Source organism: Gordonia phthalatica, from assembly GCF_001305675.1.
GTDB classification, from domain to species: Bacteria; Actinomycetota; Actinomycetes; order Mycobacteriales; family Mycobacteriaceae; genus Gordonia; species Gordonia phthalatica.
Genome location: NZ_CP011853.1, coordinates 90,767 through 104,546 on the forward strand (window position 1 = coordinate 90,767; position 13,780 = coordinate 104,546).

14 protein-coding genes are annotated in these 13,780 nt (G+C 68.1%); 3 read left to right on the forward strand and 11 right to left on the reverse strand.

The genetic code is table 11. The features are described from left to right. Nucleotides 1-107 precede the first annotated feature (107 nt). Both ACH46_RS21030 and ACH46_RS21430 read right to left on the reverse strand, forming a co-directional pair. Entirely contained in the window at nt 108-929 is an 822-nt protein-coding gene (locus ACH46_RS21030) for a DUF4190 domain-containing protein (RefSeq protein WP_157850976.1), read from the reverse strand. A 23-nt stretch (nt 930-952) separates the two neighbouring features. After that, a complete protein-coding gene (locus ACH46_RS21430) occupies nt 953-1,105 on the reverse strand; it encodes a hypothetical protein (protein WP_193392928.1) in 153 nt (50 codons plus the stop codon). 68 nt (nt 1,106-1,173) lie between these two features. Here ACH46_RS21430 and ACH46_RS00400 point away from each other — a divergent pair, with 68 nt between their 5' ends. After that, nucleotides 1,174-1,704 (forward strand): peptidylprolyl isomerase, encoded by a 531-nt coding sequence (locus ACH46_RS00400; protein WP_062391194.1) that lies wholly within the window; start codon nt 1,174-1,176, stop codon nt 1,702-1,704. 151 nt (nt 1,705-1,855) lie between these two features. Then, complete coding sequence (locus ACH46_RS00405; protein ID WP_062391195.1) at nt 1,856-2,575, forward strand: rhomboid family intramembrane serine protease; 720 nt, start codon at nt 1,856-1,858, stop codon at nt 2,573-2,575. A gap of 39 nt (nt 2,576-2,614) precedes the next feature. On the opposite strand, the gene ACH46_RS00410 is transcribed toward ACH46_RS00405, so the two are convergent. Together ACH46_RS00410 and crgA are read right to left on the reverse strand one after the other, a co-directional pair. Then, nucleotides 2,615-3,055: a PH domain-containing protein gene (locus ACH46_RS00410; protein ID WP_226995708.1), complete on the reverse strand. Its 441-nt coding sequence runs from the start codon at nt 3,053-3,055 to the stop codon at nt 2,615-2,617. Between the two features lie 74 nt (nt 3,056-3,129). Beyond that, nucleotides 3,130-3,408, reverse strand: a complete 279-nt coding sequence (gene crgA, locus ACH46_RS00415) for a cell division protein CrgA (protein WP_062391197.1) — start codon at nt 3,406-3,408, stop codon at nt 3,130-3,132. A gap of 55 nt (nt 3,409-3,463) precedes the next feature. On the opposite strand from crgA, the gene ACH46_RS00420 reads away from it, so the two are divergent. Continuing rightward, entirely contained in the window at nt 3,464-4,117 is a 654-nt protein-coding gene (locus ACH46_RS00420) for an aminodeoxychorismate/anthranilate synthase component II (RefSeq protein ID WP_062391198.1), read from the forward strand. Nucleotides 4,118-4,129: 12 nt separating this feature from the next. On the opposite strand, the gene pknB is transcribed toward ACH46_RS00420, so the two are convergent. The 7 genes from pknB to ACH46_RS00455 all read right to left on the reverse strand — a co-directional run bounded on the left by pknB (nt 4,130) and on the right by ACH46_RS00455 (nt 13,706). Continuing rightward, complete coding sequence (gene pknB / locus ACH46_RS00425) at nt 4,130-5,986, reverse strand: Stk1 family PASTA domain-containing Ser/Thr kinase (RefSeq protein ID WP_236995143.1); 1,857 nt, start codon at nt 5,984-5,986, stop codon at nt 4,130-4,132. Between the two features lie 72 nt (nt 5,987-6,058). After that, a complete protein-coding gene (locus tag ACH46_RS00430) occupies nt 6,059-7,417 on the reverse strand; it encodes a serine/threonine-protein kinase (RefSeq protein ID WP_062391200.1) in 1,359 nt (452 codons plus the stop codon). Next, a complete protein-coding gene (locus tag ACH46_RS00435; RefSeq protein WP_062391201.1) occupies nt 7,414-8,916 on the reverse strand; it encodes a peptidoglycan D,D-transpeptidase FtsI family protein in 1,503 nt (500 codons plus the stop codon). Before ACH46_RS00435 ends, ACH46_RS00430 begins: the two co-directional genes overlap by 4 nt. Next, complete coding sequence (locus tag ACH46_RS00440) at nt 8,913-10,337, reverse strand: FtsW/RodA/SpoVE family cell cycle protein (protein ID WP_062391202.1); 1,425 nt, start codon at nt 10,335-10,337, stop codon at nt 8,913-8,915. The genes ACH46_RS00435 and ACH46_RS00440 overlap by 4 nt, the downstream gene beginning before the upstream one ends. After that, nucleotides 10,334-11,764: a PP2C family protein-serine/threonine phosphatase gene (locus tag ACH46_RS00445; protein WP_062391203.1), complete on the reverse strand. Its 1,431-nt coding sequence runs from the start codon at nt 11,762-11,764 to the stop codon at nt 10,334-10,336. Before ACH46_RS00445 ends, ACH46_RS00440 begins: the two co-directional genes overlap by 4 nt. Next, nucleotides 11,761-12,225 carry an FHA domain-containing protein FhaB/FipA gene (locus ACH46_RS00450; protein ID WP_062391204.1) on the reverse strand — a complete coding sequence of 155 codons (465 nt, stop codon included), beginning with the start codon at nt 12,223-12,225 and terminating at the stop codon, nt 11,761-11,763. Before ACH46_RS00450 ends, ACH46_RS00445 begins: the two co-directional genes overlap by 4 nt. A gap of 101 nt (nt 12,226-12,326) precedes the next feature. Then, nucleotides 12,327-13,706 carry a DUF3662 and FHA domain-containing protein gene (locus tag ACH46_RS00455; RefSeq protein WP_062391205.1) on the reverse strand — a complete coding sequence of 460 codons (1,380 nt, stop codon included), beginning with the start codon at nt 13,704-13,706 and terminating at the stop codon, nt 12,327-12,329. Nucleotides 13,707-13,780: the final 74 nt, after the last annotated feature.

Here is a 13,780-nt window from a genome sequence, read left to right on the forward strand (position 1 = left end):
CGCATCGCCCCGCGGGGCGCGGACACCCTCCAAGCTACATCGGGGTGGGACGCACCAGGAGAACTTGTTTCAAGTCGTCGTGAAAGACGCGTTGACCTGCAATGACGTCAGATCAAGATCCACAGGTAGGCCAGCAGGCCCAGGACCAGGAAGACCAGCCACAGCCAGCCGATGATGATCGCGGCGGTCGCGAACTCGCGCCCGTACTCGCCGTTGCCCTTGTCGATGCGTGCACGGGTTCGGTAGCCCAGCCACAGGCCGAACGGGAACAGGAAACCCACGGCCGACAGCAGGAACGCGACGATCGCGTTGGTGCTGAGGCGCTGTGGAGCGGATTTGGTCGCGGTGAGAGAGGCCACGGGCTCGGATTCCTTGGGGGCTGAGGGGGAGTGCTCCGCGTCGAGCGATGCCTGGTCGGTCGATGCGGGAGCGGTCGACGGTCGGACCGGTGCCGCGGACTCGCGCACGGCGGAGTAGGCGAGGGGGCGTTCGGTCGGCTCGGCGTCGACGCGGTCCGCGGGCGGGGCGGGTTTCGGCGCTGCCGGAGTAGGGGCCGGCGTCGGAGGCCGGGGTGCGCCGGAGGCCGCTGGTGTCCGCGGTGGCTGCGCCGGGAAGGCTGGACCGCTCGCGGGCGGTCGGGGACCGGAGTGGCTGGGACCCGCCGGTCGCGGCGGCGCCGCGGGGATGGGGCCGGCCGCGGGAGCATCGCGGTGGGGCTCCTGTCGGACCACCATGGGCGGGACCGGGGGGATCGGCGGAACTTGATGCGGGTTCACCGGCTGCCGCGGCGCGGGCCGATTCGGCGGGGCCGAACTCGGAGCGGTCGGTGCCTTCTCCCACGGTGCCGGCGGCCGACCGGGAGGTGGGGACGCCGGGCCGGGCCCCTGCGGTCGGCTGGGGCCCTGCTCACGTGGATCGTCGGAAGTCACGCCTACAAATTACCCGGAGAACCTCAGTCGTTGCTGAGGCCACGCACGTCTTCGATGCGCGGAACGGTCGGCGAAGCGGGCGGATGCGCCGTTCGCGACTTTCGCAGGACCACGACGAGGCCCGTCAGGAGCAGGGCGAGCGCGGACGCGAGAACCACCAGCAGTTTGTTCGGCATCCATCCAGCGTGCCAGGTGAGACGGGGCCGACGCCAGTACGGGCGGCGACGGCTCGGGACATGGTTTCATGGACGGTGTGAGTGAGCAGAACAAGACCGCGACCCTCCACACGAATCGCGGCGACATCGTCATCGAACTCTTCCCGAACCACGCGCCGGTCACCGTCGAGAACTTCGTCGGCCTGGCGGACGGCTCCAAGGAGTACTCCACCAAGAACGCGAAGGGCGAGGCCAGCGGCCCGTTCTACGACGGCGCCGTGTTCCACCGCGTCATCAACGGCTTCATGATCCAGGGCGGCGACCCGACCGGTACCGGTCGCGGCGGCCCCGGCTACCAGTTCAAGGACGAGTTCCACCCGGAACTGCAGTTCGACCGCCCCTACCTGCTGGCCATGGCCAACGCCGGCCCGGGCACCAACGGTTCGCAGTTCTTCATCACCGTGGGCCCCACCCCGCACCTGAACCGCCGCCACACCATCTTCGGTGAGGTCAAGGACGCGGCTTCGCAGGCCGTCGTCGACGCGATCGCCACCACGGCGACCGACCGCACCGACCGCCCGGTCGACGCCGTCGTCATCGAGAGCGTCGAGCTCAGCTGAGTTGACCGCCACCTGTTACCGGCATCCCGACCGCCCGACAGCGTTGTCTTGCACACGCTGCGGGCGGTCGGCCTGTCCGGAGTGCCTCCGCTCGGCGTCGGTCGGCCAGCACTGCCTCGAATGCGTCAACGAGTCGAGCTCGGCGGCGCGGGTGAACGCGGCGGCCCCGACCATCGATGTCGCGTCCCACACCAAGCCCTATGTCACCTACGCGCTGATCGCGATCAACGTGCTGATCTTCGGCGCCGTCGTCCTGCAGGCCGGAGGGTTCACGAACCTCGGCCGGTCGACGATCATGCAGCAGGGCGCGCTGATCAGCGGCGGCGGCTTCGAGAACGAGTACTGGCGCTTGGTGACCTCCGGCTTCCTGCACTGGTCGGTGACGCACCTGGCCGTCAACATGTTCTCCCTGTATCTGATCGGCGCCGATCTCGAGCGTCTCTTCGGCCGCGGTCGCTACCTGGCGGTGTACCTCGTCGGTCTCCTCGGCGGCAGTGCCGCGGTGATGGCGCTGGAGCCGGGCCTCAAGGCGACGGCGGGAGCCTCCGGAGCCATCTACGGCCTGCTCGGCGCACTGCTCGTGGTGGTGCTGAAGTTGAAGCTGCCCGCAACCACCGTCATCGCCGTCATCGTCATCAACGTGGTGCTCTCGCTCAGCATCCCCGGCATCTCGTTGCTCGGCCACCTGGGTGGACTCGTCTTCGGTTCTGCGGCGGCCGCCGCAGTCATCTGGCTGCCGGTCAAGATCCTGCCGCCGGAGAAGCAGACCTATCAGCAGGTCACCAAGATCGGGTGGTACGGGCTCACGGCCCTCGCGGTGATCGCACTCGTCATCGGGACCTCGTTCGCCGTCGAGGCGAGCCTCGGGTGATACGGCGGCGAGCCTCGGCTGACGTGATCGGGTCGTCGGCTACTCGGCGTTGAAGCCGGCGACCCGCAGCTTCTCCACGACGACCGTCGGCTCTTCGCCCAAGTCCCAACGGCCGAACACGAGAAGGCGATCGTCGGGGAGATCGATCACCAGCTGCCTGGTGCGTCCGACGATGCGGCGCGTGTGCAGCACGGACACCCGCTCCACCTCTGCGGTGTCGATCTCCCACGTACCGCGGAACAGCGTCTTGACGACCAGGCGCGGACCGGAGAGCAGCGTCAAACGCGGTCGTCTCAGCAGTGAGACCAGTCCCATGCCGAACGCCGCGAGTGCGGCGACGCCGATGAAGACCACCGCGGGTGGATCGGCGTACGACGCCGCGGCGGCCGCACCGAGTGCGACGCCCACGCCGAGCAGGGCGATCGCCGCGGGAAGCGGCGTCGCCCACTGTTCATGCACAGCCTTGTCGGAGTTATCCACAGGAGTTGTCCACATTGGGGATGAATTACACACATGTAATTCCTCCGCGTGGCGGACATCGTCGGGGATTCCGGTCAGCGCCACCCCATCGTCATCAGCAGGCCGACGACCATGAATCCGAAGCCGATGAGCATGTTCCACGGACCGAGGTTGCTCATCCAGTCGAGCGCCGAGTACTTGTTGGTGGAGGCGCCGAGGTAGTACACCATCAGCCACACCAGACCGAACAGCATGAGTCCGAACATGACCGACTGGTACAGCACGCCGGACGGGCCGGCCTTCACCTTCACCGGGGTGCGATTGGCGGTGTTGATGGTGTAGTCGGTCTTCTTCCGAACTTTTGACTTAGGCATATGTCTACGGTAACTGAGTCGAGCCCCGGGAGGGGAACCCGTTAATCTGGATGACGTGCGCATCCTCGTCATCGACAACTACGACAGCTTCGTCTACAACCTGGTCCAGTACCTCGGCCAGTTGGGTGTCGAGGCCGTGGTCTGGCGCAACGACGACGAGCGGTTGGCCGATCTCGAGGCCGTCGTCGACGAGTTCGACGGCATCCTGCTGAGCCCCGGCCCGGGCACCCCGGACCGCGCGGGCGCCACCGAACCGATCATCAGGATCGCCGCGAAGGCGCGCAAGCCGCTGCTGGGCGTGTGCCTGGGCCACCAGGCGATCGGCGAGGTCTTCGGCGGCACTGTGACCCGGGCGCCTGAACTGCTGCACGGCAAGACCTCGCTCGTCGAGCACGACGGCACCGGTGTCCTGGAGGGACTGCCGCAGCCGTTCGTCGCCACCCGTTACCACTCGCTGACCGTGGAGCCGGAGAGCATCCCGGACAGTCTGGTCGTCACGGGGAAGACGGAGAACGGCATCGTCATGGCGATGCGGCACCGCGAGCTGCCGATCCACTCGGTCCAGTTCCACCCGGAGAGCGTTCTGACCCAGGGCGGTCACCGCATGCTCGCCAACTGGCTGCGCATCTGCGGCTTCGACGTCCCCGAGGCGCGGATCGCCGAGCTGGAGAAGCAGGCGGCCGACGCGCTGTCCGGCAGCGCCTCCTAGCTGGGATTCCGACTAGCCCGGAATCAGGCTCGCCCGGCCGATCACGACCTCGATCGACGAACTCTTCCGCAGCTTGGTGCCCGCCGACGGGGTCTGGCCGACCACCTTGCCGTCGTCCTTGCTGGCGAGCCCCACGCCGCGTTCGCGCTGCGTCAGCGTGTTGGCCTCCCAACCGGCCCGCTCGAGGGCGGTCTGCGCCTCGGCGAGGGTCTTGCCGCGCAGGTTCGGCATCACGAACATGTTGCCGCGGGAGATCTGCACCTGGACGATGCTGCCGACCTCGACGTTCGTGCCGGGCTCCGGCGAGGTGCTGACGACCTCACCGGACGGCAGTTCGGAGTCCACCTGAACGGTCGCCATCTCGAGGTCGAGGCCCTTGAGGGTGGTGGCCGCCTCGTCGCTGGTCTGCCCGCGCAGGTCCGGGAGACTGACCTCCTTGGGGCCCGTGCCGACGTAGACGATCACGCGGGCGTTCACCGGGGCGGACTGGCCGGTCCGCGGATTGGTGCGGACCACTTTGCCCTTGAGGTTCATGGTGGACTCGGTGTCCTCGGTCTTCACCTCGGTGAAGCCGAGCACCCCGAGTTGCTTCTTGGCCTCGTCCGGGGTCTTTCCACGCAGGTCGGGCACCGATTGCCGCTGCGGGCCCGAGGAGATGTACAGCGTCACCTCGGAGCCCTTGGCGGTCGGGACGTCGTCACCGGGCGCCGTGCGGGTCGCGAGACCCTCGGCGATGTCGGAGCTCGGCTCCTTGGTCTGTTTCACCGAGAAGCCGGCCTGCTCCAGGTTCGCCTGGGCGGCGTCGGCCGCGAGTCCGGCGACCTTCGGCACGGCGATCAGCGGTGCCGACGACGACCACGGCGACCACGAGAACAGTCCGATCAGCATCACCAGGATCGCGGCGATCGCGACGGCGATCCGGACGCGGCGACTGCGGAACACTCCGCTGCCGGCCGGCACCTCCGTCTCGTCCTCGCGGGTGGAGCGGGTCCGTCGACGGCTGTGCAGTGATTCGTTGCGGACGGCGATGCGCGGCGCGTCGATGAGGGCGGTCTGCTCCTCGTCGGTCAGCAGCATCGGGGCCGACGGCTTGCCGCCGGCGAGGACCTTGATCAGGTCGGCGCGGAAGTCGGCAGCCGTCTGGTAGCGGTTGGCCGGGTTCTTGCTCATCGCCTGCATGATCACTGAGTCCAGCTCGGGGGTGATCTCGGGCCGGATGGACGACGGCCTGCGCGGATCCTCGTGAACGTGCTGGTGAGCGACGGCGATCGGCGAGTCGCCGGTGAACGGAGGCTCCCCGGTGACGAGCTCGAACAGCACGCAGCCCATCGAGTAGATGTCGCTGCGCGGATCCACCTTGATGCCGCGCGCCTGCTCGGGCGAGAGGTATTGCGCGGTGCCCATGACCGCGGACGTCTGCGTCATGGTGGCCGACGTGTCGTCGAGGGCGCGAGCGATGCCGAAGTCCATCACCTTGACCGCACCCGTCCGGTCGATCATCACGTTGGCGGGCTTCATGTCGCGGTGGACGATGTTGTTCCGGTGCGAGAAGTCCATGGCGGCGGCCACGTCGGCCATCCACGTCATGGCCTGTTTCTGGGCGATGTGCCCGGAGGCGCGGAGGATGTCGCGGAGGGTCTCGCCCTCCACGTACTCCATCACGATGAACGGCAGCGGACCCTCGTCGGTCTCGGCCTCACCGGTGTCGAAGACCTGCACGATGGTCGGGTGGTTCAGCTTCGCGGCGTTCTTGGCCTCACGGTGGAACCGCATGTAGAACATCGGATCCCGGGCCAGGTCGGGCCGCAGGATCTTGATCGCGACGTCGCGGTGCAGCAGCAGGTCGCGCGCGAACTGGACCTCCGACATGCCGCCGAAGCCGAGCGTCTCACCGAGCTCGTACCGCTCGGACAGATAGTGCGGATCGTCGTTCAAGGACAGTCACCCCCCGTTTCCGGGGAAGCCGGGGATCGTGAAGGTGAAACCGGGTCGAGGCGTGGTCGTCGTCTCGGTCGGTGTCGTCTCGTCGGTCGGTGTCGTCTCGTCGGAGGTGGTGGTCTCCTCGGACGTCGTGGTCTCCTCCGAGGTGGTCTCCTCCGACGTCGTGGTGCGGTCCGGCGACGTCCGTGTCGGGGTGTTCTCCTGCGTCTCGGTGACCGTCGCGGTGGTGTGTGTCGGGGCCGGCGGCGTCTGCGACGGGCTGGACGTCAGCCAGTACACGACGATCGCGATCGCGGCCAGCAGCAGCAGGGTGGCGATGGCCGTCAACACCTTGTGGGTGGTGCTCCAGCCGCCGTCGTCGACCGACTGCCGGTGTACGGCGGCCGTGCCGGTGCGCGTCGAGGGCTGGGAGTGGGCAGCGGTGCGCGGCGGCACCGGCGAGGTCATTGCGCGCGTGCCGATCGGGGCGGCGGCCGCGGCGGCACCGCCTGCTGCGGCAGCGGTCCGCGGCACCGGCGGTCGATGACCGGCGCGCACCTGGGCGACGGCGTCGGCGAACTCGCCGCCCGTCGCGTAGCGCTGGGTCGGATCCTTCGACAGCGCGATCTCGATCAGCTCGCGGACCGGCGCCGGAACGCTCTGCGGCAGCGGCGGCGGAGGCTCCTGGATGTGCTTCATCGCCACGGTGATGGCGCCGTCGCCGAGGAAGGGCCGTCGACCGGTCAGGGCCTCGTAGCCGACGACGCCGAGCGCGTACACGTCGGACGCCGCGGTGGCCTCGCCGCCGGTCGCCTGCTCGGGCGAGATGTACTGGGCGGTGCCCATCACCATGCCGGTCTGCGTCACGGGGGCCGCGTCGACGGCCTTCGCGATGCCGAAGTCGGTGATCTTCACCTGGCCGGTGGGCGTGATGAGGATGTTGCCGGGCTTCACGTCGCGGTGCACCAGGCCGGCGGTGTGCGCGGCCTGCAGTGCACGACCCGTCTGCTCCAGCATGTCGAGGGTGTGCGGCAGTGACAGCTGTCCCATGCGGGAGATCACCGAGTTCAGCGGCTCACCGTCCACCAGCTCCATGACCAGGTAGGCGAGCGGGTCGCCGCCGTTGCGGTCGGGCGTCTCGCCGTAGTCGAAGACGCCCGCGATGCCGGGATCGTTCAGTCGAGCGGTGGTCTGCGCCTCCGTGCGGAAGCGACGCAGGAACTCGGAGTCGTTCGAGTACTCGGCCTTCAAGACCTTCACGGCCACTCGACGACCCAGTCGGGTGTCGAGGGCCTCCCACACCTGGCCCATGCCACCCGTGGCGATCAACCGGACCAGTCGGTACCGGTCGGCGATGATGGTGCCGTTCTGCAGGCTCATCGAGCACCTCCCGCGTATGCGTTCATGACAGCGCGTCCGATCGGTGCGGCAGCGACGCCGCCGTACGAACCCTGTCCCCTGTTTCCATTTTCAAGAATGACTGCGACCGCGATCCGGGCATTGGAACTCGGTGAGAAGGCGATGTACCAGGCATACGGCGTCTCGCCGCCGTCCGCCGAGTCGGAGTGCTCGGCGGTGCCGGTCTTCGACGCGATGCCCGACTGCGCGTCGGCGGTGTGCTGCTCGGACAGGATCATCATCTCGGTGATCTTGTCGGCCTCCTCCGCGGACAGCGGGCGACCCAGCGCCGATGGCGACGTGGTGGAGATGGTCCGCAGATCGGCGGTCTGCAACTTGTCGACCAGGTACGGGCGCATGCGGACGCCGCCGTTCGCGACGGTCGCCGCGATCACCGCGTTCTGCAGGACGGTGAGGCGCACGTCGCGCTGACCGATGGCCGACTGACCCAGTGCGGCACGGTCGGCGATGTCGCCGACGGCCGACGGCGCCACCCGCATCGGGATGCCGGGCGGGTTCTCCCCGACGCCGAACAGCTTCGACGTCGCCGTGAACTGGCTGACGCCGTCCTCCGGCATCTTCGCGGTCATCAGGTCCACGAAGGCGGTGTTGCACGAGTACTGGAACGCCTGCGTCAGCGTCACCGTGCCGCCGGACGAGCCGGGGCAGGTGGACCCGCTGTCGTTGGAGAGCGTGGTGTTGGTGCCGGGCAGGGTGATCCTCGAGGACGCCGTCAGTCGGGTCTGCGGTCCCAGACCGGCCTTCAGCGCCGTGGCGGTGGTGACCACCTTGTAGGTGGAGCCGGGCGGGTAGATGGCGTCGATGGCGCGGTTGGTCATCGGCTCGTCGCCGCCGTCCGCGTTGTACATCTTCCATGCCTTCTCGGCGTCGCCGAAGTCCTGCGACGCGAGGCTGTTCGGGTCGTAGCTGGGCGTCGATGCCATGGCGAGGATCTTGCCGGTGCTCGGCTCCAGCGCGACCACCGCGCCGCGACAGTCGCCGGCACAGCCCGCATTCTTCAGTTCGCGGTAGGCCACGCGCTGCAGCGTCGGGTCGATCGTGGTGACGACGTTGCCGCCGCGCGGGTCGCGTCCGGAGAACATGTCCATGAACCGCTGGGTGAACAGGCGGTCGTCGTTGCCGTTGAGGATGGTGTCCTCGGCGTACTCGATGCCCCGGTCCGCGCGGTACACGAACGAGAAGTACCCGGTGACCGGCGAGAACACCGACGGATCCTTGGTCGGGTACCGACGCAGATACTTGAACTTGTTGTCGGTCGGGACCGACTCCGCCAGGATCGTTCCGTCGGCGGCGACGATGACGCCGCGCTGGCGCGCGTACTCGTCGAGCAGGACGCGCGAGTTGCGGGTGTCGGAGCGGAGGTCGTCGGCCTTGAAGACCTGCACGTAGGTGGCGTTCGCCAGCAGCGCGATGACCATGACCATCGCCGCGATCGCGACCTTCTGGATGGGACGGTTCACTGTTTACGCACCACCCGCGTGGACATCGCGTCCAAGGGCACCGACCGTTGCTTCGGTGCGTCGGGTTCGCGAGCCGCGTTGGAGATGCGGATCAGCAGGGCCAGCAGGATGTAGTTCGCCAGGAGCGACGAGCCGCCGTACGCCAGGAAGGGCGTGGTCAGGCCGGTCAGCGGGATCAGCTTCGAGACACCGCCGAAGACGACGAACACCTGGAACAGGATGGTGAAGCTCAGGCCGGTGGCGAGGAGTTTGCCGAAGCTGTCGCGGACGGCGATCGCCGAACGCAGACCGCGGACCGTGATGACCAGGTACAGCATCATGATCGCGGCCAGACCCACCAGGCCGAGCTCCTCGGCGAACGAGGTGAGGATGAAGTCGGTGTTGGCGAACGGCACGATGTTCGGGCGCCCGGAGCCGAGCCCGGTGCCGAACATCCCGCCGGTCGCGAAACCGAACAGGCTCTGCGCGATCTGGTAGCCGTAGGTGTCGTACTGGGCGAACGGATCCTGCCAGATCGCGACGCGGATCTGCAGGTGGTCGAACAGCTGGTAGGCGACGACGGCGGCGAGCGCGAACAGCGTGATGCCCAGCATCAGCCAGCTGACCCGCGATGTCGCGACGTACAGCATGGTCAGGACGGTCGCGAAGATCAGCAGCGGGGTGCCGAGGTCGTTGGCGGCGGCGAGGACGATGGTCGCGACGGCCCACGCGCCCAACAGGGGACCGAGGTCGCGCAGGCGCGGGAAGTCGATGCCGGCGAACTGCTTGCCCGCAGTCGTGAACAGGTCGCGTCGGGACACCAGGAATGCGGCGACGAAGATGATGATCGCGATCTTCGAGAACTCGGCGGGCTGGATGCTGAAACCGGGCACCTTGATCCAGTTGCGCGAGCCGTTGACCTCGGCCATCGACGCAGGCAGGACCATCGGGATCGACAGGAAGATGATGCCGCCGAGGCCCAGCGTGTACGCGTACCGGGACAGGGTGCGGTGGTCGCGGATCACGATCAGCGTCACGCTGAACGCGATGATGCCGAGGACCAGCCACATCAACTGCTGGTCGGCGTTGTGCGTCATCTCGTCGGCCTTCACCAGCTCGTCGCGGCGCGACGATCCGAGGTCGAGGCGATAGATCATCACCAGACCGAGTCCGTTGAGGAGCGCCACGCAGGGCAGCAGCAGCGGGTCGGCGAACGGAGCGAACTGACGGATCACCAGGTGCGCGACGCCGAACAGCACCACGAACGCGATCGTGTACTTGAAGAACTCGAAGCCCAGACCGACGTCTTGAGCGCCCTGCACGGTGAGCAGAGCGCCGATGACGACGAAGACGGCGAACGAGAGCAGCACCACCTCGGTGGTGCGGCCGGAACTCTTCGGCGGGGGAGCCGGAGGGGCGTGCACGGCGGGCGCGGACGTCATGCGGCGTCCCGGCAGGTCGGTTGGCCGTCGGCGCCGGTGGTGGGCACGGGCGACGGGGTCGCGGTGGTGGGGGCCGGCTTCTCCGGGGTGCGGTCCTCCGGCTTGCGATCACCGGGCTTGGGCTCGGGGGCGGGCGGCGCAGGCGGCGCGCACTTGGGGAGGAAGGCCAGCTGACGGACCCGCTCGCGGGTGGTCTCGAGGTCGTCGTTCTTGATGCTGTTCGACGTCACCGCGCTCCGGCCGATGCCGGTGAGGTCCTTCACCTTCAGCGGGCTGCAGTCCGAGGTCGAGTCCGCGGGCTGGAAGTCGATCTGCGGCTGTTCCGCGTTCGGGTCGTCGACGCAGGCGCGCTCATTGGGCGACTGCACCGTGAAGAACAGGAGGGTGTCGGGACTGCCGGAGAAGATCTCCACATTCCCGTCGACGGCCGTGACGAAGGTGCTGGCCATCGCCTTGGAGCGGACCACGAAGAAGGCGGTCACCAGCAGGGCGATCGCCGCCAGCACGGCGATGATCACCAGCGGCCAGCGCCAGCTGCGCTTTGCTGCGGGCTCGTCCTCGTCGTCGTGGATCGTCGGTCGGGCGGGTTTGGGTGCCGGTGCGCGCAGGGCGGCGGCACGACCGGCCGCGGTGGCCGGGTTGGGCACGTAACCCGCGGCGTCGTCGTCTCCTGCGGCGCCGCCGACGATGGGGGTGGAGTCGCCGAACTCGTTGTCGACGACGTCGGCGACGACGACGGTCACGTTGTCTGGGCCGCCGCTGCGGAGCGCGAGCTCGATGAGACGGTCGGCGCACGCCTTGTGGTCTTCGATCGATCCGAGGGTGTCGGCGAGGGTCTCGTCGCTGACGACGTCGGAGAGGCCGTCGCTGCACAGCAGGTAGCGATCACCGGCGCGAGCTTCGCGCATGATCAGCGTCGGCTCCACCTCCTGGCCGGTCAGCGCGCGCATGATCAGTGACCGCTGCGGATGCGTGTGCGCCTGCTCGGCGGTGATGCGGCCCTCGTCGACGAGACTCTGGACGAAGGTGTCGTCGCGGGTGATCTGGCTCAGTTGACCGTCGCGGTACAGGTAGCCGCGGGAGTCGCCGACGTGGCACAGACCGATCCGGCTGCCGGCGAAGAGGATGGCGGTGAGCGTGGTGCCCATGCCGTCGAGTTCGGGCTGCTTCGCGACCTGCGCGGCGATGGCGTTGTTGCCGTCGGCCGTGGCGCGTTCGAGCGCCGACAGCAGGTCGCCGCCGGGCTCGTCGTTGTCGAGGGGGCGCAGGGCTTCGATCACCAGCTGGCTGGCGACCTCGCCGGCGGCGTGGCCGCCCATGCCGTCGGCCAGGGCCAGGAGTCGAGCGCCGGCGTAGACGGAGTCCTCGTTGTTCGAGCGGACCAGACCGCGGTCGCTTCGCGCGATGTAGCGCAGTACCTGGGTCACGGGCGCAGCTCGATCACGGTCTTGCCGACACGGATCGGCGTGTTGAGCGGGGCGCGGACCGCGGTGGTCACCTTGGTGCGGTCCAGGTAGGTGCCGTTGGTGGAGCCGAGGTCTTCGACGTACCAGTCGTCACCCCGCGGGGACAGGCGGGCGTGTCGTTCGGAGGCGTAGTCGTCGGTCAGGACGAGCGTCGAGTCGTCGGCCCGCCCGATCAGCACCGGCTGGGTGCCGAGGGTGATGCGCGTGTTCGCGAGCGCACCGGCCGTCACCACCAGGTAGCGCGCGGTGCCGCGGGGTCGGCCGGCTCGCTGCTTGCGTTCGGCGCGTCCCGAACGCACAGTCGTGCGGTTGCCGCCGGCCGCGGCGAGATCAGAGCGCATGGCTCGGATGATGGCGTACACGAAAAGCCAGAGCAGGATGAGGAACCCGAATCGGATCACCTGCAGCAGGATGCCCTGCATCTACCCCCATCACCTCCCTCACAGACGGGTCACCGGTCTCCCGGATGCATTCAGCGGTCGAGTGACGGTGAATCACTCGACCGCATCTTATGCGGAATCTTCTACTGGAACCGCACCGTGATGTCCGAGTGACCCAATCGAACCCGATCGCCGTCGGCGAGTTCCCAGCTGCTGACCTGAAGGTCGTTGACCGTGGTGCCGTTGGTCGAGTTCAGGTCGGTCAGCATCGCGGTCTGGCCGTCCCAGCGGATCTCGACGTGACGACGCGAGACGCCGGTGTCGGGCAGGCGGAACTGCGCGTCCTGGCCGCGGCCGATGACATTGGAGCCCTGGCGCAGCGAGAAGGTGCGGTTGCTGCCGTCCTCGAGGACCAGCGTGATGGCCGACGGCGCGTAGCCGGCGGGCTGACCGTAGGCCGGAGCCGGGGCGTAACCCTGCTGCTCGTAGCCCCCGGGCTGCTGCTGACCGTAGTCGTACTGCGCCTGCTGCTCGTATCCCTGCGGGGCATAGCCCTGGTCGGCCGGCTGTGCGTAGCCCTGCTGCTGGTACTGGACCTGGTCGTACTGGGGCTGTCCGTAACCCTGCTGGTCGTAGGGCTGCTGCTCGTATCCCTGCGGCGCGTAACCCTGCTGGTCGCCGTAGCCCTGCTGTTCGTACTGGGGCTGCTCGTACTGCGGCTGCTGCGGCTGACCGTAACCGTGATCGGCCGGCGCCTGACCGTAACCCTGCTGGTCGCCGTAACCCTGCTGGCCGTAGGCCTGGGGCTGCTCGTAGCCACCGGGCTGCTGCTGGCCGTAGTCGTACTGGGGCTGCTGCGGCTGGCTGTAACCCTGCTGGTCGTACTGGGGTGCCTGACCGTATTGCGGCTGCTCGTAGCCATGCTGGTCGGCGGGCGGCTGCTGGCCGTAACCCTGCTGCGGGTAGCCGCCCTGCTGGTTGTAGTCGTACTGCTGGTTCGGGTCGCCCTGCGGGGCGTATCCCTGGTGCTGACCGCCCTGGTCGTTTCCGGGGGGATTTGTCATGGCTCGGGCTCCTCGGTCGTGACGTTGGGGTTGGTGTGGTTGCCGGTTCACCGGCGCACCGGGCGGGGCCACAGGTCGCGCCGAGACATCTGGGTCGACGACGCCGCGCGTGCGGAACTGTCCGGTGTGCAGTGACGGTTCTGGATCGAACTCTACGACGACAGACCCGTAAGTCTGCCATCCATTGTCGCGGATGAAGTCTTCCAAGTGTCGAGAGAAGGTCTTGCGATTCAGTTCGTACTCGGCCGAGACGCTCTCGAAGTCCGAGTCGCTCAGTATCAACGTGTAGCTGTTGGCCACCAGCGTCGAACCGTCGCCCAGATCCTCGGCCGAGGTCTCGGCCTCCCGCTGGAGTGACTGCTCGATCTCCTGGGGTGCGACCTTTCCGCCGAAGACGCGGGCGAACCCTCCGTCTACAGCGGACTCGAGCTTCCGCTCGATCCGGTCAAAGAAACCCACGGGATACCGGACCTTTCTGTCATGTGGCGTGTCGACGTGCATACCTCGTCAGGCCATGTTACCGGCCGGAAAGT

Excerpts from the sequence above, each read along its gene's own strand:
- ACH46_RS21430 (WP_193392928.1), bottom strand. The coding sequence starts at position 1,105 with ATGCCGAACAAACTGCTGGTGGTTCTCGCGTCCGCGCTCGCCCTGCTC.
- ACH46_RS00430 (WP_062391200.1), bottom strand. The coding sequence starts at position 7,417 with ATGAGCCTGCAGAACGGCACCATCATCGCCGACCGGTACCGACTGGTC.
- ACH46_RS00450 (WP_062391204.1), bottom strand. The coding sequence starts at position 12,225 with ATGCAGGGCATCCTGCTGCAGGTGATCCGATTCGGGTTCCTCATCCTG.
- ACH46_RS00400 (WP_062391194.1), top strand. The coding sequence starts at position 1,174 with ATGGACGGTGTGAGTGAGCAGAACAAGACCGCGACCCTCCACACGAAT.
- pknB (WP_236995143.1), bottom strand. The coding sequence starts at position 5,986 with ATGTCGGAGGTCCAGTTCGCGCGCGACCTGCTGCTGCACCGCGACGTC.
- crgA (WP_062391197.1), bottom strand. The coding sequence starts at position 3,408 with ATGCCTAAGTCAAAAGTTCGGAAGAAGACCGACTACACCATCAACACC.
- ACH46_RS00440 (WP_062391202.1), bottom strand. The coding sequence starts at position 10,337 with ATGACGTCCGCGCCCGCCGTGCACGCCCCTCCGGCTCCCCCGCCGAAG.